Source organism: Pseudomonas sp. SWI7 (assembly GCF_006351945.1).
In the GTDB taxonomy this organism is placed as follows: domain Bacteria; phylum Pseudomonadota; class Gammaproteobacteria; order Pseudomonadales; family Pseudomonadaceae; genus Aquipseudomonas; species Aquipseudomonas fulva.
In genome coordinates this window covers 3,273,298-3,290,897 of sequence record NZ_CP040930.1, presented here as the reverse complement: position 1 = coordinate 3,290,897, position 17,600 = coordinate 3,273,298, and the positions used below count along the sequence as shown (strand labels likewise).

Below are 17,600 nucleotides of genomic sequence, written 5' to 3'. Positions count from 1 at the left end.
TTGGGCCATCACGCGCGGTTCAGGTACATCCGCGTTGTCAGCAAATACACCGGCAACCCTGAAACCACGATCAGCAGCGCCGCATAGGGTGCCGCCGCTGCGAACTCGACATTGGCCGTGTGTGCCCAGACTTCGGTGGCAAGGGTCGTCATGCCGGTAGGACTGAGCAGCAACGTTGCCGTCAATTCCTTCATGGCGTCCAGAAACACCAGGGCGAAGGCCGCTGCCATCGCCGGGAAGATGATCGGCAGGGTCACTTTGCAGAACGCGGCAAAGCTGCTTGCACCCAGGGTGCGGGCCGCCTCTTCCAGCGTAGGGGATGCCTTGTTCAAGGCCGTGCGCACGGGCGACTGGGCCAAAGGCAGGAACAGCAGTGCATAGGCCAGAAGCAGTAACGCCGTGGTCTGGTACAGCGCCGGCACGTAGTGCAGGGCAAAGAACACCAGCGTCAGGGCAATGACAAGCCCGGGCAGGGCATGCAACAGGTAGGGCAGGCGTTCTGCCCAGATGGCCAGGCGCCCCTTGTAGCGCACCACCAGGAAGCTGATCGGCAGAGCCAGCACGACGCAGAAACCGGCGCCGCCTAGCGACACGGACAGCGATGTGAACAGTGCCCTGGAAATATCCGCAATGGGGAACGCTGCGGATGAACCCACACTGAGCCAGTAACCGAGCATGGCCAATGGAATACCGCTGCCCAATACGGCCAGGCCCAGGCAGAACACTTGAGCAGGTATCGCCCAGCCACGCAGCTTTACAGGTTGAGCGCGGCGTGCCACGCCCTGGCCAATGCGTACATGCCGTGCCTTGCCACGTACCCGCAGTTCCAGCCACAGCATGATCAAGCACATGGCCAACAGCACGGCGGACAACATGGCCGCGTTGGCGTTGCTGAATTCCAGCTCGAACTGCTGGTAGATGGCGGTGGTGAATGTCTGCAAGCCCAGAATCGACAGTGCGCCGAACTCCACGAGCATGTGCAGGGCGATCAGCAGGGCGCCACCCAGCATCGACGGCCACAGCAAGGGCAGGGTGACTTTCCGGTACACGCTCCAGCGGCTGCAACCCAATGTGCGCGCCGACTCCTCAAGGGAGGTGTCCAGGTTGCGTAAAGTGGCCGCCACCGGGAGGAAGATCAGCGGGTACTTGGACAGGGCCATTACCAGAATGGCGCCGCCCAAGCCTTCGAAGTCCGAGCTCAGCGAAACCCAGGTAAAGCTGCTGACGAACGACGGCACGGCAAAGGGCAGGCACAGCACCACCCCCCACAACCTGCGCCCGGGCAGGTCGCTGCGTTCCAGCAGCCATGCCAGCGCCAGGCCTACGACCATACAGGTCAGCGTAACCCCGACCATCAGCAGCAGGGTGTTGCGCATCAGCCCCCATACGTAGGGGCGCCACAACAGGTACAGCGCCTCTCGCCAGCCGGCTTCCCAGGCTTTGATGGCCACGTAGAGCAATGGCAGTACGCTCATCGCCACCAGGAAAAGCACGGGCAGCACCACCCAGATCGAGGGGCGCTTGCGGCGCGGTACGAAACGTACCGGCACCGGCTGGGTCAGGGCGGCAGTCATCAGAGCAGACCGACCTCACGCTCAAGCTCAAGGGCTTCTTCGGCATTGCCGAGGTCGGCCGGCGTGATCTTGGGCGGGCGCAACTCGTCGAACGGCTTCAGGCCGCGATCGGAAACCATGCCCTTGTGCAGTGGGTATTCGGCCGTGGTCTGGGTGATCACGCGCTGGCCTTCTTCGCTGGCCATCCAGTTGAGCAATGCCTGGGCTTCCTTGGGATGCTTGCTGGCCTTCACGGCCGCGGCACCCGAAATGGTCACCAGGTTGCCGGCGTCGCCATCGGCCAGGTAGTACAGCTTGGAGTCAAGCTTGCCGCGCTCGCGCTCCAGGGCGTACCAGTAGTAGTTGTTGACCAGCACCGCGCCCACTTCACCTTTCTCCACGGCCTTGAGGGCGACCATGTTGTTGGTGTAGGTCTTGCCGAATGCCTTCAGGCCGGTCAGCCATTCTTCCGTTGCTTCGCGGCCATGCATCTTCAGGATGGCTACCGCCTGCTCCTGGAAGGCCCCGCTGGTGGGTACGAAGCCAACGCGCCCGTCCCATTCAGGGTTGGCGAAGTCCATGACCGTGGTCGGCAGGTCCTTCTCGTCGATTTTCTTGGGGTTGTACACCACCACCCGGGTCCGCGCGGTCACGCCCATCCAGATACCGTTGGCGGCGACATATTCCTTGGGCAGCATGTTGAGCGTGGCATCATCGATCTTTGCCAGCAGGCCCAGCTCACCCAGGTTATTCAGGGGTGGCGACTCTTCGGTATAGATGATGTCGGCCGGCGAGCGCTCGCCTTCTTCGATGATCTGGCTGGCCAGCTGGTTGCTGCTGCCCTTGCGGATATTGATATGGATGCCGGTCTTGGCTTCATAAGCCTTGGCGATGGCCTCGCCGATTTCCTTGTGCTGACCGTTGTACATGGTCAAGGTGACCGGCGCATCTGCCATGGCGGCCGGAGCGCCGATGACCAGGCTCAACACGGCGGCGGCCAGGGTGCGCATCAGCGGTTGCGGGCGGATCGTCATGCGGGTACTTCCTCGCTTACGGCTACATATTTGGAAACAATGGTAAACGAAATCGTTTCTCATGTGGCGAGGTGACGATAAATTCATTGAGCGGGGTGCTTGGGGCTATGCACGCGTCGGAAAGGGCGAGGCGTTGGGTTTTGTGCGCCATCTTGCACAACGCCGAAAACACGGAAGGGCGGGGCCATGATGCTAAATTTCAGGCAAGAAAAAACCCACTAGCAAGCTAGTGGGTTTTTGTATGGTGCCCAGGAGAAGACTCGAACTTCCACGACCGTTAAGTCACTGATACCTGAAACCAGCGCGTCTACCAATTCCGCCACCTGGGCAAAGCTTTACATCATCTGATGAAGGCGACTATTGTTCGCTTCACACAGTAGTAACAGATCCTTGGTCATCTATTACTTGAAAATTTTGGTGCCCAGGAGAAGACTCGAACTTCCACGGCCGTTAAGCCACTGATACCTGAAACCAGCGCGTCTACCAATTCCGCCACCTGGGCACACATTCGAGATAAAAGATGCTTTACAGCGCCGCTCATCTCTACTACAACTTCGGGGTTGTCCGTCGTCGTGGTGCGCACTATACGGATGCCCTCGGGGGCTGTAAAGCCCTCGATCAAAAAAAATCTCAAAAAATTCAACTTGTTGATTTCATGGGCCTATTGCCGCTCGCCGGGCGCTCCTCAGGGGGCTGTCCAAGGCTGACATTTCCGGTTTCAATACGCCTATGCCAGAATTCCTATCTATATACCCCAAGGTGAACCCCTTCTGATGGCCGATTGGCAATCCCTCGATCCCGAGGCCGCTCGCGAAGCGGAAAAATACGACAACCCCATTCCCAGCCGTGAGCTGATCCTGCAGCGCCTTGCCGACCGTGGCGAACCGGCCGCGCGCGAGGAGCTGGCGGCAGAGTTCGGTCTGCACGAAGAAGACCAGATCGAAGCACTGCGCCGCCGCCTCAGGGCCATGGAGCGCGACGGCCAGCTTATCTATACCCGGCGCGGCACCTATGCCCCGGTGGACAAGCTGGACCTCATCTGCGGCCGCGTCTCCGGCCACCGCGACGGCTTCGGCTTCCTCATTCCCGACGACGGTAGCGAAGACCTGTTCCTGAGCCCGTCGCAGATGCGCCTGGTGTTCGATGGCGACCGCGCCCTGGCGCGTGTGTCCGGCGTCGACCGCCGTGGTCGCCGCGAAGGCGCCTTGGTCGAGGTCGTCTCCCGCGCCCATGAAAGCGTGGTAGGCCGCTACTTCGAGGAAGGCGGCATCGGTTACGTGACCCCTGACAACCCGAAGATCCAGCAGGAAGTGCTGGTCACGGCCGGGCGTAACGGTGGCGCGAAGATCGGCCAGTTCGTCGAGATCAAGATCACCCATTGGCCAACGGCGCGTTTCCAGCCGCAAGGCGATGTGGTGGAAGTGGTCGGCAACTACATGGCGCCGGGCATGGAAATCGACGTTGCCCTGCGCAGCTACGATATCCCGCACGTCTGGCCCAAGGATGTGATCAAGGAGGCCCGCAAGTTCCGCTCTGAAGTCGAAGACAAGGACAAGGAAAAGCGCGTCGACCTGCGCCACCTGCCCTTCGTGACCATCGACGGCGAGGACGCGCGCGACTTCGACGACGCCGTTTACTGCGAACCCCTGGGCAAGCTGCGGATGTTCTCCGGCGGCTGGCGCCTTTATGTGGCGATCGCCGACGTGTCGAGCTACGTCCGCCTGGGCTCGGCGCTGGATGTGGAAGCCCAGCAGCGCGGAAACTCGGTGTACTTCCCCGAGCGTGTGGTGCCCATGCTGCCCGAGGAATTGTCCAACGGCCTGTGCTCGTTGAACCCGCACGTCGATCGCCTGGCCATGGTCTGTGAAATGACCATGAACAAGGCCGGGCAGATGGTCGACTACCAGTTCTATGAAGGGGTCATCCACTCTCACGCCCGGCTGACCTACAACAAGGTCAGCAGCATGCTCGAGCATTCACGCACCCGTGAAGGCAAGGCGCTGCGCGAGGAATACAAGGAAGTCGTCCCGGACCTGAAGAACCTCTACAACCTGTACAAGGTCCTGCTCGATGCCCGGCACACCCGCGGTGCCATTGACTTCGAGACCCAGGAAACTCGCATCGTCTTCGGCGAAGACCGCAAGATCGCGGAAATTCGCCCGACCGTGCGCAACGATGCGCACAAGCTGATCGAGGAATGCATGCTGGCCGCCAACGTGGCCACGGCAGAGTTTCTGCAAAAGCACGGTGTGCCGGCCCTGTACCGGGTGCACGATGGCCCGCCACCGGAGCGCCTGGAAAAGCTGCGTGCTTTCCTGGGTGAGCTGGGGCTGTCACTGCACAAGGGCAAGGACCCGTCGCCCAAGGACTACCAGGCACTGCTGGCGAGCATCGCCGCCCGCCCGGACTTCCACCTGATCCAGACCGTGATGCTGCGCTCGCTCAGCCAGGCGGTGTACAGCACCGACAACAACGGCCACTTCGGCCTGAACTACGAGGCGTACACCCACTTCACCTCGCCGATCCGTCGTTACCCTGACTTGCTGGTCCACCGCGCCATCCGCAGCGTCATCCGCTCCAAGGTCGATACCCCACACGTCAAGCGTGCCGGTGCCATGAGCATTCCCAAGGCGCGTATCTACCCGTACGACGAGAACACCCTCGAGCAACTGGGCGAGCAATGCTCGATGACCGAACGCCGGGCCGACGAAGCCACACGTGACGTGGTCAACTGGCTCAAGTGCGAGTACATGAAGGACCGCGTGGGCGAGACGTTCCCGGGTGTGATCACGGCGGTGACAGGTTTCGGCCTGTTCGTCGAGCTGACCGACATCTACGTCGAGGGTCTGGTGCACGTCAGTGCGCTGCCGGGCGACTATTACCACTTCGACCCTGTGCATCATCGTCTGTCGGGCGAACGCACTGGCCGCAGCTTCCGCCTGGGTGACACGATCGAGGTCAAGGTCATGCGCGTGGACCTGGACGAGCGCAAGATCGACTTCGAAGTGGCCGACGCCACCCTGGCCGCTCCGATCGGTCGCAAGCAACGCGGTACACCTGCTGCCGCTGCCCCGACCGAGCAAGCGCCGGAGCAAGAGAAGGCCAGGGCCACGCCCAAGCCGCGCAGCCGCAAGAGCGAAGCCTCCGAGGCGTACTTCCCCAAGGACGCCGTGCAGCGCAACGCCGAGGTGCGCAAGAGCCGCGAAATGAAAAAGGCGCTGATGACCGAGGCCCGCAGTACCAGCCACGGCAGCAGCAAGTCGGACAAGGGCAGCAAGACGTCTGGCAAGCCTACCAAGCACCGTAAAGGGCCGTCGAAATCCGGCGCATCACGCAAGAGCAAGAGCAATTCATGAGTCAGTTGGAAAAGATCTACGGCGTTCACGCGGTACAGGCGCTGTTGCAGCACCATCCGAAGCGGGTCAAGCAGATCTGGCTGTCGGAGGGCCGCAGCGAGCCGCGCCTGCAAGCGCTGCTGGCCTTGGCCGCCGAGAACCGCGTAGCTGTGGGTCAAGCCGAGCGCCGCGAGTTGGACGCCTGGGTCGAAGGCGTGCACCAGGGCGTGGTCGCCGAGGTGAGCCCCAGCCAGGTCTGGGGTGAGCTCATGCTCGAGGAGTTGCTCGAGCGCACTGAAACCCCGCCTCTGATCCTGGTGCTGGACGGGGTGACCGACCCGCACAACCTTGGTGCCTGCCTGCGTACCGCTGATGCAGCGGGCGCAACGGCCGTGATCGTGCCCAAGGACAAATCGGCGACCCTGACGCCTGTGGTGCGCAAGGTCGCGTGCGGAGCAGCCGAGGTGATCCCGCTGGTGGCCGTGACCAACCTTGCGCGTACGCTTGAGAAGCTGCAGCAGCGTGGCCTGTGGGTGGTGGGAACCGCCGGCGAAGCCGAGCAGGAAATCTATCAGCAAGACCTGACCGGCCCGCTGGTGATGATCATGGGCGCCGAAGGCAAGGGCATGCGCCGGCTGACCCGCGAGCACTGCGACTTTCTGGTGAAGCTGCCGATGAGCGGCAGCGTCAGCAGCCTGAACGTGTCCGTGGCCACTGGCGTGTGCCTGTTCGAGGCCGTGCGCCAGCGCCAGGCCAAGGGTTGATCCGATGACCGTGCCGGTCTTTTGGCCGGCACGTGCCCGCTTGAACGGATCCTGCACGGGCCGCTGTACCCGCGACGCGACAGATGCCGCGTCGAAGTGTTTCCGGTTGTTCAAATAATCGCCAATTGCCTTGCTTGTCTGTCTGGCCTTCTCTACAATTGCGCCCCTTGCCGAGCTGGCAGGTGCGCATGTGCCTCTACTCCCTGGCAAGACACACCAGTGTCATTCACTCCTTGTCTGACCAGATTCGCTGGCAGACTACTAACCCGTAAGGAGCATTCATGCGTCATTACGAAATCATCTTCCTGGTTCACCCGGACCAGAGCGAGCAAGTCGGCGGCATGGTTGAGCGTTACACCAAGCTGATCGAAGAAGATGGTGGCAAGATCCACCGCCTGGAAGATTGGGGCCGTCGTCAACTGGCCTATGCAATCAACAATGTTCACAAGGCTCACTACGTGATGCTGAACGTTGAGTGCACCGGCAAGGCCCTGGCCGAGCTGGAAGACAACTTCCGCTACAACGATGCCGTTATCCGTAACCTTGTCATCCGTCGCGACGAAGCCGTTACCGGTCAGTCCGAGATGCTGAAGGCTGAAGAAAACCGCAGCGAGCGCCGTGAGCGTCGCGAGCGTCCTGAGCATGCCGAGTCCGCCGAAGGCGACGACAGCAATGACAGCGACTCCAGCGATAACGCTGACGAGTAATCCACGGACCTTTAGAGGAGCCTATTAAATGGCACGTTTCTTCCGTCGTCGTAAATTCTGCCGCTTCACTGCTGAAGACGTGAAAGAGATCGACTTCAAAGATCTCAACACCCTGAAAGCTTACGTATCCGAAACCGGCAAGATCGTTCCAAGCCGTATCACCGGTACCAAAGCTCGTTATCAGCGTCAGCTGGCTACCGCTATCAAGCGCGCCCGCTTCCTGGCCCTGCTGCCCTACACCGACAGCCACGGCCGCTGAGACCGGGTCGTCGACAAGCAGTAAGGGATTAGCATGCGAGCGTTAGCAAGTTTCATCATGCGCGGTCGTGTGCAGGCCACCCTCGTGGTGGTCATCAGCGCGGTATTGCCGCTGCTGTTCTGGTTGAGTGCCGCTGCCGGCAGCCTTGTGCTGCTGCGACGCGGGTTCAAGGATGCTTCAACGGTCATCGCTGGCGGCTTGCTGGCAGGGTTGGCCGTTTGGGTCATGGGCGATCCGATCACCTTCATGGTGATCGCGGGTGCCCTGGCACTTGCCGGCCTGTTGCGGGCCGAGCATCCCTGGAGTCGGGTGTTGGTGGTCAGTGCCGTGTTCGCCGTGGCGTTCAGCCTCGTGCTTGATCTGGCGCTGGCCCCTACCTTCGATGCGCTGGCCAAGGCGTTTGCCGAAGCCATGCCGCAAGTCGAAGGGCAGCCGGTACTCTCCGGTGAAGTGATCCGCCCATTGCTGGTCACTTCCACAGCCGTGACAGTGCAGTTGTTCTGCGTGCTGGCCCTGGTGCTGGCGCGTTATTGGCAGGCAGCGTTGTACAACCCTGGAGGCTTCGGTCACGAGTTTCGTGCCCTGAAGCTGCCGAAACAGACCATGGTGGCCCTGGTGGCAGTGATGGTGGGGGCCCCGTTCATCGGGCCGCAGTTCATCATCCTGGCATCGGCTTCGAGCCTGGTACTGGTGCTGGCCGGCATCGCTTTGATGCATGGGCTTGTGGCGCAGGGCCGACTGGCCGGTTTCTGGCTAGTAGGGATGTACGTGACGCTGCCGCTGATCATGCAGCTGATTTACCCGTTGCTGGTGGTCCTGGCCATTGTCGACAGCCTGATTGATTTTCGCGGTCGCAAGTCCCCCAAAGGGAATGACTCCGCGAACGGTGAAGGTTAAAAGTTAAGAGGTTTTACCAAATGGAACTGATCCTGCTGGAAAAAGTCGCCAACCTGGGCAACCTGGGCGATAAAGTAAAAGTTAAGGCTGGTTACGGCCGTAACTTCCTGCTGCCATTCGGCAAGGCTACCGTTGCCAACGCCGCCAACCTGGCTGCGTTCGAAGAGCGTCGCGCCGAGCTGGAAAAAGCAGCTGCAGACCGTAAATCGTCGGCTGAAAGCCGCGCTGCCCAACTGGCCGAGCTGGAAGTGACCATCACTGCCACCGCTGGCGACGAAGGTAAGCTGTTCGGTTCGATCGGCACCCACGACATCGCTGACGCCCTGACCGCCTCCGGCGTTGAAGTGGCCAAGGCTGAAGTTCGTCTGCCGAACGGCACCATCCGTCAGGTTGGCGAATACGACGTAGCCGTGCACCTGCATAGCGACGTTGAAGCCACCGTACGTGTGGTCGTCGTAGCTGCCTAAGCTGCGCTGACTGGCTGGCCCGTCAGGTGTCAGCCGGTTAACATCGGGCACGGTCCTGTCTTCGACAGGCCGTGCCCTTTGTCTTTTTCATCCTCCAGAATTCTTTCGTGGCCATGAACGAGATCACTACCTCCGAACAGCTCGACCTGCAAACCGCAGCCCTGAAAGTGCCGCCGCATTCCATCGAGGCCGAACAGGCCGTGCTCGGTGGTCTGATGCTGGACAACAACGCCTGGGAGCGGGTGCTGGATCAGGTGTCGGACGGTGACTTCTACCGGCATGACCACCGGTTGATCTTCCGTGCCGTGCACAAGTTGGCTGACGCCAACCAGCCGTTCGATGTGGTGACGCTGCACGAGCAGCTCGACAAGGAAGGCTTGTCGACGCAGGTCGGTGGCCTGGCATACCTGGCCGAATTGGCCAAGAACACGCCTTCGGTGGCCAACATCAAGGCTTATGCCGCGATCATTCGCGAGCGGGCCACGCTGCGGCAGCTGATCAGCATCAGTACCGACATCGCAGACAATGCGTTCAACCCGCAAGGCCGTGATGCGGCGGAAATCCTCGACGACGCCGAGCGGCAGATCTTCCAGATCGCCGAGGCGCGGCCCAAGACAGGCGGCCCGGTAGGGGTCAACGACCTGTTGACCATGGCCATCGACCGCATCGACACCTTGTTCAACTCCGACAGCGACATCACCGGTATCTCCACCGGTTATACCGACCTGGACGAGAAAACCAGCGGCCTTCAGCCGGCCGACCTGATCATCGTGGCGGGCCGGCCTTCGATGGGCAAAACCACGTTCGCCATGAATCTGGTGGAAAACGCCGTGTTGCGTACCGACAAGGCCGTGCTGGTGTTTTCGCTGGAAATGCCAGGCGAATCGCTGGTCATGCGTATGCTGTCCTCACTGGGTCGTATCGACCAGACCAAGGTGCGCTCCGGTCAATTGAGCGACGACGACTGGCCACGCCTCACGTCGGCGGTGAACCTGCTAAACGACCGCAAGTTGTTCATCGATGACACCGCCGGCATCAGCCCATCGGAGATGCGCGCGCGCACCCGACGCCTGGCACGCGAGCACGGTGAGATCGCCATGATCATGGTCGATTACCTGCAGCTGATGCAGATTCCTGGTTCTTCGGGTGACAACCGCACGAACGAGATTTCCGAAATCTCCCGGTCGCTCAAAGCCCTGGCCAAGGAATTCAATTGCCCGGTCATTGCCCTCTCGCAGCTCAACCGCTCTCTGGAGCAGCGCCCGAACAAACGCCCGGTGAACTCCGACTTGCGTGAATCCGGTGCAATCGAGCAGGACGCCGACGTCATCATGTTCGTGTACCGCGACGAGGTGTATCACCCCGAAACCGAGCACAAAGGCGTGGCGGAAATCATCATCGGCAAACAGCGTAACGGGCCAATTGGCTTTGTGCGCCTGGCGTTCATCGGCAAGTACACCCGTTTCGAGAACTTGGCGCCGGGGATGTATAACTTCGACGACGATGAATAACGCCTGATCCTGCTTCACCAGACGCACCTGCTTACCTGAATCGTGGGGCGAACGTGCCCCACAAGGCGTCACGCCCCAACCGTCGCACGCTTGCCAATTCCCACGAAGACAGTCGGATTTGGTTAAAATTTGTGCTATTCTCCGCGCCCGCGATTTCCCTGCACACCAGAGCCGGTCACTGATATGCAAGCAGCCAAACCACTTTACGATTATCCCAAGTACTGGGCCGAATGCTTCGGGCCAGCACCTTTCCTGCCAATGAGCAGGGAGGAGATGGATCTGCTCGGTTGGGATTCCTGCGACATCATCATCGTGACCGGCGACGCCTACGTCGACCATCCGTCGTTTGGCATGGCCATCATTGGCCGGTTGCTGGAAGCCCAGGGTTTTCGCGTGGGCATCATCGCCCAGCCGAACTGGCAGTCCAAAGACGACTTCATGAAGCTTGGCGAGCCCAACCTGTTCTTCGGTGTGGCTGCCGGCAACATGGACTCGATGATCAACCGCTACACCGCCGACAAGAAGATCCGTTCCGACGACGCCTACACCCCGGGCGGCCTGGCGGGCAGCCGGCCTGACCGTGCCAGCCTGGTGTACAGCCAGCGTTGCAAGGAAGCCTACAAGCACGTGCCCATCGTGCTGGGCGGCATCGAGGCCTCGTTGCGCCGCATCGCGCACTACGACTATTGGCAGGACAAGGTGCGCCACTCGATCCTGATCGACGCCAGCGCCGATATCCTCCTGTTCGGCAACGCCGAGCGTGCCGTGGTCGAGGTGGCGCAACGGCTGTCCAACGGCGAGAAGATCGAATCGATCACCGACGTGCGTGGCACGGCCTTCGTGCGGCGGGACACCCCGGACGGCTGGTTCGAAATCGACTCTACCCGTATCGATCGTCCGGGGCGTGTCGACAAGATCATCAACCCGTACGTCAACACCCAGGACACCCAGGCCTGCGCCATCGAACAAGCCAAGGGCGACCAGGAAGACCCGAACGAAGCCAAGGTGGTGCAGATCCTCGACAGCCCGCGCGTGACGCGTGAGAAGTCGGTGATTCGCCTGCCGTCGTTCGAAAAGGTGCGTAACGACCCGGTCCTGTATGCGCACGCTAACCGTGTGCTGCACCTGGAGACCAACCCAGGCAACGCCCGCGCCTTGGTGCAGAAACATGGCGAGGTGGACGTGTGGTTCAACCCACCGCCCATTCCCATGAGCACCGAGGAAATGGACTACGTGTTCGGCATGCCCTATGCGCGCGTGCCGCACCCGGCCTATGGCAAGGAGCGCATCCCGGCCTATGAGATGATCCGCTTCTCGGTCAACATCATGCGCGGCTGCTTCGGCGGCTGTACGTTCTGCTCGATCACCGAGCACGAAGGGCGCATCATTCAGAACCGCTCGCACGAATCGATCCTCAACGAGATCGAGGAGATGCGCGACAAAGTGCCCGGCTTCACTGGCGTGGTATCGGACCTCGGCGGCCCCACCGCCAACATGTACCGCATCGCCTGCAAGAGCCCGGAAATCGAGAAGCATTGCCGCAAGCCTTCGTGCGTGTTCCCGGGTATCTGCGAGAACCTGAACACCGACCACAGCTCGTTGATCGAGCTGTATCGCAAGGCCCGTGCGCTGCCAGGCGTGAAGAAAATCCTCATCGCCTCGGGCCTGCGCTACGACTTGGCGGTGGAATCGCCGGAGTACGTCAAGGAGCTGGTAACCCACCACGTGGGCGGCTACCTCAAGATCGCCCCCGAGCACACCGAGCGTGGCCCGCTGGACAAGATGATGAAGCCGGGCATTGGCAGCTATGACCGCTTCAAGCGCATGTTCGAGAAGTTCTCCAAGGAGGCAGGCAAGGAGCAGTACCTGATCCCGTACTTCATCGCGGCGCACCCCGGCACCACCGACGAAGACATGATGAACCTGGCCTTGTGGCTCAAGGGCAACGGTTTCCGTGCCGACCAGGTGCAGGCGTTCTACCCCTCGCCGATGGCGTCGGCCACCGCCATGTACCACTCGGGCAAGAACCCGTTGCGCAAGGTGACCTACAAGAGCGAGGGCGTGGACATCGTCAAGAGCGACGAGCAGCGTCGCTTGCACAAGGCGTTCTTGCGTTACCACGACCCCAAGGGCTGGCCAATGCTGCGCGAGGCGCTGCAGCGCATGGGGCGTGCCGACCTGATCGGGCCAGGCAAGCATCAGCTGATCCCGTTGCACCAGCCGCAATCCGATACCTACCAGAGCGCCCGGCGCAAGAACTCGACGCCAGCCGGTAGCCACAAGGTGGGCAAGGATCAGAAGATCCTGACCCAGCATTCCGGCCTGCCGCCGCGCGCCAGCGATGGCAGCAAGCCATGGGACAAGCGCGAGAAGGCCAAGGCGGAGGCGTTCGCCCGCAACCAGCAAGCGGCCAAGGAGCGCAAGGAGTCGGCCAAGGGTGGCAAAGGCGGGAAAAAGCCGCGTCAGCCAGTCATTCCACGCTGAAACCCCGGGCCGCCTGGCGGCCCCTCCTTCAGCGACTACCGGTTACTCGATCACTGCACATCGACATCATTCCGGGCATCACTCGGGGCGCGAGAACTCGCAGATCGCGCCTGTGGCAGCGTGGGCATAGGCAGCGAGCAGGCTGTTCAAGAAACTGGACATGGGCATTTGGTACTGCTCCTAAATGAGAGGTTGTCCCATCGTCTATTAAAAGGGCATGATGTGCCCTTAGATTGGTTGTATACAATCCATTGAACAATTCAACTGGCTGGCCCATTGACATCCCCTTGACGCACGTCACCCAGGGGCTGGACGGTTTCAGGCAGTCTCGCTGTTGATAAAACCCTGCCAAGGAGATTCACGATGTTTGCGAAAGCTGTAGCGGTATCCCTGCTGACCCTCGCCAGCGCCTCTGTCTTCGCAGCCGAGTGCTCGGTAACTGTCGATTCGACTGACCAGATGTCCTTCAGCACCAAGGAAATCACGGTCGACAAGAGCTGTAAGGAATTCACCGTCAAACTCACTCACTCCGGCAGCCTGCCGAAGAACGTCATGGGCCATAACCTGGTTATCAGCAAGACGGCCGACATGCCGGGCATTGCCACCGAAGGCATGAGCCAGGGTCTGGAAAAGGACTACATCAAGGCCGACAACGCCGCCATCATCGCCCATACCAAGATGATCGGCGCGCCAGAGAAGGAAACCGAAGTGACGTTCGACGCCACCAAGCTTGCAGCAGACGGCGACTACAGCTTCTTCTGCACCTTCCCAGGCCATATCTCGATGATGAAGGGCAAAGTCGTGGTCAAGTGATTTGACCGCGCGCTAGAACACGAACTGGGGCCGCAACGCGGCCCCAGTTGCGTATTCAAGGGGCGAACGGCAGTTCGCGCTTGTGCTGGGTCTTGCGGTAATTGGCAACGATGACATCGAAAGCGGCTTGATCGATTTCCTGGCCATGCAGGAATGCATCGATTTGCTGGTAGGTGACCCCATGCGCTGCTTCGTCTGGCTTGCCCGGGTCGAGGTCTTCGAGGTCAGCGGTAGGCACTTTCTCCACCAGTGACTCCGGCGCTCCAAAATGCCGCGCGATGGCGCGTACCTGATGCTTGACCAGGCCACTGAGCGGCGCCAGGTCGCAGGCGCCGTCGCCGAACTTGGTATAAAAGCCCATGACCGCTTCGGCCGCATGGTCGGTGCCGATCACCAGACCTGCGCGCGCGCCTGCGATGGTGTACTGGGCAACCATGCGCATCCTGGCTTTGATGTTACCCACCACGAAATCCACAAGCGTGGGCGAGCCGTTTTTCAACGCCTGCGTTTCGCCTGCCAGTGCCTTGACGGCCGGGGCGATGTCGATGGTATGCGTCTCGTCCGGCTTGATGACCTCCAGGCACGCCTGTGCATCATGCTCATCGTGCTGGACATGATAGGGCAGGCGCACGGCGATGAAGGTGTAGCCCTTGTCACCGGTTTCTTCACGCAACTCGTTGATCGCGCGCTGGGCGAGCAGGGCTGCGGTAAGCGAATCGACGCCGCCGCTGATGCCCAGTACCAGGGTCTTGAGCCTTGCATTGGCCAGGCAGTCCTTGATGAACGCTACCCGCCGGGTCACTTCGGCCTCGAGGGCGGCAGCGTCGGCGAACGGCGGTTGTACCTTGAGTGCCTGGGCAATCTCTTGCTGAACCGCTTGCATGGGGTTACTCCTTGCTGGGAACTTTGAAAACGTGACGTAGGTAAGTGACGAAGTTTTCGTCACGACACTGGGTCTTGGCCGCTTCGTCTGAAATCTTGGCCACCGGTGCGCCGTTGCAATCGGTCATCTTCAGCACGATGCTCATTGGCGTTACGCCCGGAATGTCGCAGGTCAGGTTGGTGCCGATACCGAAGCTTACGTTGATGCGACCACGCAGGGCACGGAAGATTTCCAGCGCCCGTGGCAGGTTCAGCCCATCGGAAAACACGAGCGTCTTGGTCATCGGATCGATGCCCAGGTGCTGATAGTGAGCAATGGCTTTTTCGGCCCAGAGCACAGGGTCGCCGGAGTCGTGGCGCAGCCCATCGAAGAGCTTGGCGAAGTACAGGTCGAAATCGCCCAGGAAAGCATCCATGGTCACGCAGTCGGTCAAGGCGATGCCCAGCAACCCTCGGTATTCACGCACCCAGCAATCGAGCGCGGCGATCTGGCTGTCGATCAACCGCGGGCCCAGCTGTTGGTGGGCCATGATCCATTCATGAGCCATGGTGCCCAGCGGCTTGATGTCGAGCTTCCAGGCCAGGTCCACGTTGCTGGTCCCGACGAAGCGGGCCGGGAAGTCATCGCGCAACACGCGCACCACGTCCTCCTGCACGCGGCTGGAGAAACGCCGGCGGGTACCAAAGTCAGCGACCTGCATTTCGGCCAGTTCATCGGTGCTGGCGTTGGCGCGCAGCCAATCGAATTTACGGTAAAGCTGATCCCGGGCAGCGGCCAGGCGCATGTGCGGGTGCAGCGAACGGTTGCGCACCTCGCTGATGATGGCGAGCAGAGGCACTTCGAACAGGATCACATGCAGCCACGGCCCCTTGAGGCGCAGCACCAGCTGACCGTCGTCGATACCCAGGTGCACGTAGCGCAGGTTGAAGCGGAACAACCTTAGAAAGCGCAGGAAATCGGGCTTGAGAAAGCTGATGCGCTCCAGGAAGGCGAGTTGGCCGTTATCCAGCGTCAGTTCGGCAAGCTGTTCGAGTTGCTGGCGAATGTCGTGCAGGTAGGGACGCAGGTCCTCGCCATTGCGGCAGCGAAACTCCCATTCGACATCGGCGTCAGGGTAGTTGTGGAGCACGCCCTGCATCATGGTGAGCTTGTAGAAATCGGTGTCGAGCAGGTTATGCACGATGCGCTCGGCGAATGCGCTCTCGCTCATCAGGGTGGCTCCAGAAACGGCAATAGGCGGTCATTGTGCCAGTCTTTGCCATGCCGATGTGATTGCGACGCAGACCCTGCGGCGAAGCAGCGCGAAACCTTTCAGAAGAATCTGAATACGATGTCGTACCGGCCAAACCGGACGGCGTTACGTTGCGTGTCGAGTGTAGTTACGGTGCGGGCTGTAGCAGTCACGCACCAGCGGTGTGCAGTTCGGTGACGTTAATTGTTACAGGTCGGTTGCCCATTGGCCTGTGCGCCAGTTGCAACACCCTGACGGTGCGGTTGCCCTGCGCCGCGATAATCGGTGCTACCAGAGGTGGGATAGACGGTTGCACGCTCAATAAAGAAACGGGCAGCGCCCGCCCGCCACGATATGCACGGTGGGGTTTGAAGATGATGCGAATCTAATGGCACGGCCCTTGCTCAGAGCACAGGGCTGAGTCGTTGTAGTGCCAATCAAAAAAACTCTAGGAGCACCACCTCATGTCGCAGACGTTTTACAAGAAAGGTTTCCTGGCCCTGGCCGTTGCCACGGCGCTGGGTGTTTCTTCGTATGTACAGGCCGACGTCAAGATCGGTGTCGCAGGCCCGATGACCGGCGCCAACGCAGCGTTTGGCGAGCAATACATGAAAGGTGCGCAGGCAGCGGCTGACAAGATCAACGCAGCCGGTGGGGTCAATGGCGAGAAGATCGTGCTGGTCAAAGGCGACGACGCCTGCGAACCCAAGCAGGCCGTGTCTGTGGCGAACCGGCTGGTTGACCAGGACAAGGTCATTGGCGTGGTAGGGCATTTCTGCTCCTCCAATACCATTCCGGCATCCGAGGTGTACGACGAAGCAGGCGTCATCGCCATCACGCCAGGCTCGACCAACCCGCAGGTCACCGAGCGCGGGCTGTCGGCCATGTTCCGCATGTGCGGGCGTGACGACCAGCAGGGCGTCGTCGCCGGCAACTATATCGTCGATGTACTCAAGGGCCAGAAAGTGGCCGTATTGCACGACAAGGACACCTACGGCCAGGGGTTGGCCGATGCGACCAAGGCACAACTGGAAAAACGCGGCGTCAAGCCCGTGCTGTACGAGGGCCTGACTCGAGGCGAGAAAGACTTCAGCGCCATCGTCACCAAGATCCGCTCCACCGGCGCCGACGTGGTCTATTTCGGTGGCCTGCACCCGGAGGCCGGCCCCCTGGTACGTCAGCTGCGTGAGCAAGGGCTCAAGGACGTGAGGTTCATGTCCGACGACGGCATCGTCACCGACGAACTGGTGTCCACGGCAGGCGGGGCGCAGTACGTCGATGGCGTCTACATGACCTTTGGCGCCGACCCGCGTCAATTGCCGGACAGCAAGGCGGTGGTCGAGGAATTCCGTAAAGGCGGCACCGAGCCCGAAGGCTACACCCTCTACGCCTATGCCTCGTTGCAGGCACTGGCGGCCGCGTTCAACGGCGCCAAGTCCAACAAGGGCGAAGACGCGGCCAAGTGGTTGAAGGCCAACCCTGTGCAGACGGTAATGGGTGAGAAGAAGTGGGACAGCAAGGGTGACCTGACGGTGTCGGACTATGTGGTCTACCAGTGGGACAAGGACGGCAAGTACCACCAGCTGGAAAAACAACAATAACAACGGCTCCAGGCCCCGGGCGCAAGCTCCGGGGCCGGGCCCCGCGGTACCCGTCTTTATC

The 17,600-nt window shown here is 61.0% G+C and carries 14 protein-coding genes and 2 tRNA genes; 10 read left to right on the top strand and 6 right to left on the bottom strand.

Translation table 11 applies throughout. The features are described 5' to 3' along the window. Positions 1-8: 8 nt before the first annotated feature. The 4 genes from FH041_RS15135 to FH041_RS15120 all read right to left on the bottom strand — a co-directional run bounded on the left by FH041_RS15135 (position 9) and on the right by FH041_RS15120 (position 3,089). Entirely contained in the window at positions 9-1,574 is a 1,566-nt protein-coding gene (locus tag FH041_RS15135) for an iron ABC transporter permease (RefSeq protein WP_027913947.1), read from the bottom strand. Next, positions 1,574-2,587, bottom strand: a complete 1,014-nt coding sequence (locus FH041_RS15130; protein ID WP_140174811.1) for an extracellular solute-binding protein — start codon at positions 2,585-2,587, stop codon at positions 1,574-1,576. The genes FH041_RS15135 and FH041_RS15130 overlap by 1 nt, the downstream gene beginning before the upstream one ends. A 242-nt stretch (positions 2,588-2,829) precedes the next feature. After that, a tRNA-Leu gene (locus FH041_RS15125) sits at positions 2,830-2,916 on the bottom strand. A gap of 86 nt (positions 2,917-3,002) precedes the next feature. Then, positions 3,003-3,089 (bottom strand) — tRNA-Leu (locus FH041_RS15120). 271 nt (positions 3,090-3,360) lie between these two features. On the opposite strand from FH041_RS15120, the gene rnr reads away from it, so the two are divergent. The 9 genes from rnr (at position 3,361) to azu (ending at position 13,824) form a co-directional block, all read left to right on the top strand. Beyond that, the gene (rnr, locus tag FH041_RS15115) at positions 3,361-5,943 is read left to right on the top strand and encodes a ribonuclease R (RefSeq protein ID WP_027913945.1); all 2,583 of its coding nucleotides are present in this window, start codon (positions 3,361-3,363) and stop codon (positions 5,941-5,943) included. After that, positions 5,940-6,686 carry a 23S rRNA (guanosine(2251)-2'-O)-methyltransferase RlmB gene (gene rlmB, locus FH041_RS15110; protein ID WP_027913944.1) on the top strand — a complete coding sequence of 249 codons (747 nt, stop codon included), beginning with the start codon at positions 5,940-5,942 and terminating at the stop codon, positions 6,684-6,686. The genes rnr and rlmB overlap by 4 nt, the downstream gene beginning before the upstream one ends. Before the next feature lie 281 nt (positions 6,687-6,967). Further along, entirely contained in the window at positions 6,968-7,393 is a 426-nt protein-coding gene (gene rpsF / locus FH041_RS15105) for a 30S ribosomal protein S6 (RefSeq protein ID WP_021783885.1), read from the top strand. A 28-nt stretch (positions 7,394-7,421) separates the two neighbouring features. Continuing rightward, on the top strand, positions 7,422-7,652 hold the full coding sequence (gene rpsR, locus FH041_RS15100; RefSeq protein ID WP_003249563.1) for a 30S ribosomal protein S18: 231 nt from the start codon (positions 7,422-7,424) through the stop codon (positions 7,650-7,652). Positions 7,653-7,685: 33 nt separating this feature from the next. After that, on the top strand, positions 7,686-8,549 hold the full coding sequence (locus tag FH041_RS15095; protein ID WP_059183430.1) for a hypothetical protein: 864 nt from the start codon (positions 7,686-7,688) through the stop codon (positions 8,547-8,549). Between the two features lie 20 nt (positions 8,550-8,569). Then, on the top strand, positions 8,570-9,016 hold the full coding sequence (gene rplI / locus FH041_RS15090) for a 50S ribosomal protein L9 (RefSeq protein WP_012316464.1): 447 nt from the start codon (positions 8,570-8,572) through the stop codon (positions 9,014-9,016). Between the two features lie 113 nt (positions 9,017-9,129). Further along, complete coding sequence (gene dnaB, locus FH041_RS15085) at positions 9,130-10,527, top strand: replicative DNA helicase (RefSeq protein ID WP_023532900.1); 1,398 nt, start codon at positions 9,130-9,132, stop codon at positions 10,525-10,527. 183 nt (positions 10,528-10,710) lie between these two features. After that, a complete protein-coding gene (locus FH041_RS15080) occupies positions 10,711-13,011 on the top strand; it encodes a YgiQ family radical SAM protein (RefSeq protein ID WP_027913943.1) in 2,301 nt (766 codons plus the stop codon). Positions 13,012-13,374: 363 nt separating this feature from the next. Beyond that, complete coding sequence (gene azu, locus FH041_RS15075) at positions 13,375-13,824, top strand: azurin (protein WP_049696701.1); 450 nt, start codon at positions 13,375-13,377, stop codon at positions 13,822-13,824. 55 nt (positions 13,825-13,879) lie between these two features. On the opposite strand, the gene nadE is transcribed toward azu, so the two are convergent. Both nadE and pncB read right to left on the bottom strand, forming a co-directional pair. Then, a complete protein-coding gene (gene nadE, locus FH041_RS15070) occupies positions 13,880-14,707 on the bottom strand; it encodes an ammonia-dependent NAD(+) synthetase (protein WP_028687883.1) in 828 nt (275 codons plus the stop codon). 4 nt (positions 14,708-14,711) lie between these two features. Beyond that, a complete protein-coding gene (gene pncB, locus FH041_RS15065) occupies positions 14,712-15,917 on the bottom strand; it encodes a nicotinate phosphoribosyltransferase (protein ID WP_027913940.1) in 1,206 nt (401 codons plus the stop codon). 485 nt (positions 15,918-16,402) lie between these two features. Between pncB and FH041_RS15060 the strand changes: the two genes are divergently transcribed. After that, positions 16,403-17,539: a branched-chain amino acid ABC transporter substrate-binding protein gene (locus FH041_RS15060; protein ID WP_023532927.1), complete on the top strand. Its 1,137-nt coding sequence runs from the start codon at positions 16,403-16,405 to the stop codon at positions 17,537-17,539. Positions 17,540-17,600: the final 61 nt, after the last annotated feature.

What these genes read in the sequence shown, in the direction of transcription:
- FH041_RS15095 (WP_059183430.1), top strand. Translation starts at nt 7,686, where the DNA reads ATGCGAGCGTTAGCAAGTTTCATCATGCGCGGTCGTGTGCAGGCCACC.
- rnr (WP_027913945.1), top strand. Translation starts at nt 3,361, where the DNA reads ATGGCCGATTGGCAATCCCTCGATCCCGAGGCCGCTCGCGAAGCGGAA.
- dnaB (WP_023532900.1), top strand. Translation starts at nt 9,130, where the DNA reads ATGAACGAGATCACTACCTCCGAACAGCTCGACCTGCAAACCGCAGCC.
- pncB (WP_027913940.1), bottom strand. Translation starts at nt 15,917, where the DNA reads ATGAGCGAGAGCGCATTCGCCGAGCGCATCGTGCATAACCTGCTCGAC.
- FH041_RS15060 (WP_023532927.1), top strand. Translation starts at nt 16,403, where the DNA reads ATGTCGCAGACGTTTTACAAGAAAGGTTTCCTGGCCCTGGCCGTTGCC.
- FH041_RS15130 (WP_140174811.1), bottom strand. Translation starts at nt 2,587, where the DNA reads ATGACGATCCGCCCGCAACCGCTGATGCGCACCCTGGCCGCCGCCGTG.
- FH041_RS15080 (WP_027913943.1), top strand. Translation starts at nt 10,711, where the DNA reads ATGCAAGCAGCCAAACCACTTTACGATTATCCCAAGTACTGGGCCGAA.
- rlmB (WP_027913944.1), top strand. Translation starts at nt 5,940, where the DNA reads ATGAGTCAGTTGGAAAAGATCTACGGCGTTCACGCGGTACAGGCGCTG.
- azu (WP_049696701.1), top strand. Translation starts at nt 13,375, where the DNA reads ATGTTTGCGAAAGCTGTAGCGGTATCCCTGCTGACCCTCGCCAGCGCC.
- rpsR (WP_003249563.1), top strand. Translation starts at nt 7,422, where the DNA reads ATGGCACGTTTCTTCCGTCGTCGTAAATTCTGCCGCTTCACTGCTGAA.
- rpsF (WP_021783885.1), top strand. Translation starts at nt 6,968, where the DNA reads ATGCGTCATTACGAAATCATCTTCCTGGTTCACCCGGACCAGAGCGAG.
- FH041_RS15135 (WP_027913947.1), bottom strand. Translation starts at nt 1,574, where the DNA reads ATGACTGCCGCCCTGACCCAGCCGGTGCCGGTACGTTTCGTACCGCGC.
- rplI (WP_012316464.1), top strand. Translation starts at nt 8,570, where the DNA reads ATGGAACTGATCCTGCTGGAAAAAGTCGCCAACCTGGGCAACCTGGGC.
- nadE (WP_028687883.1), bottom strand. Translation starts at nt 14,707, where the DNA reads ATGCAAGCGGTTCAGCAAGAGATTGCCCAGGCACTCAAGGTACAACCG.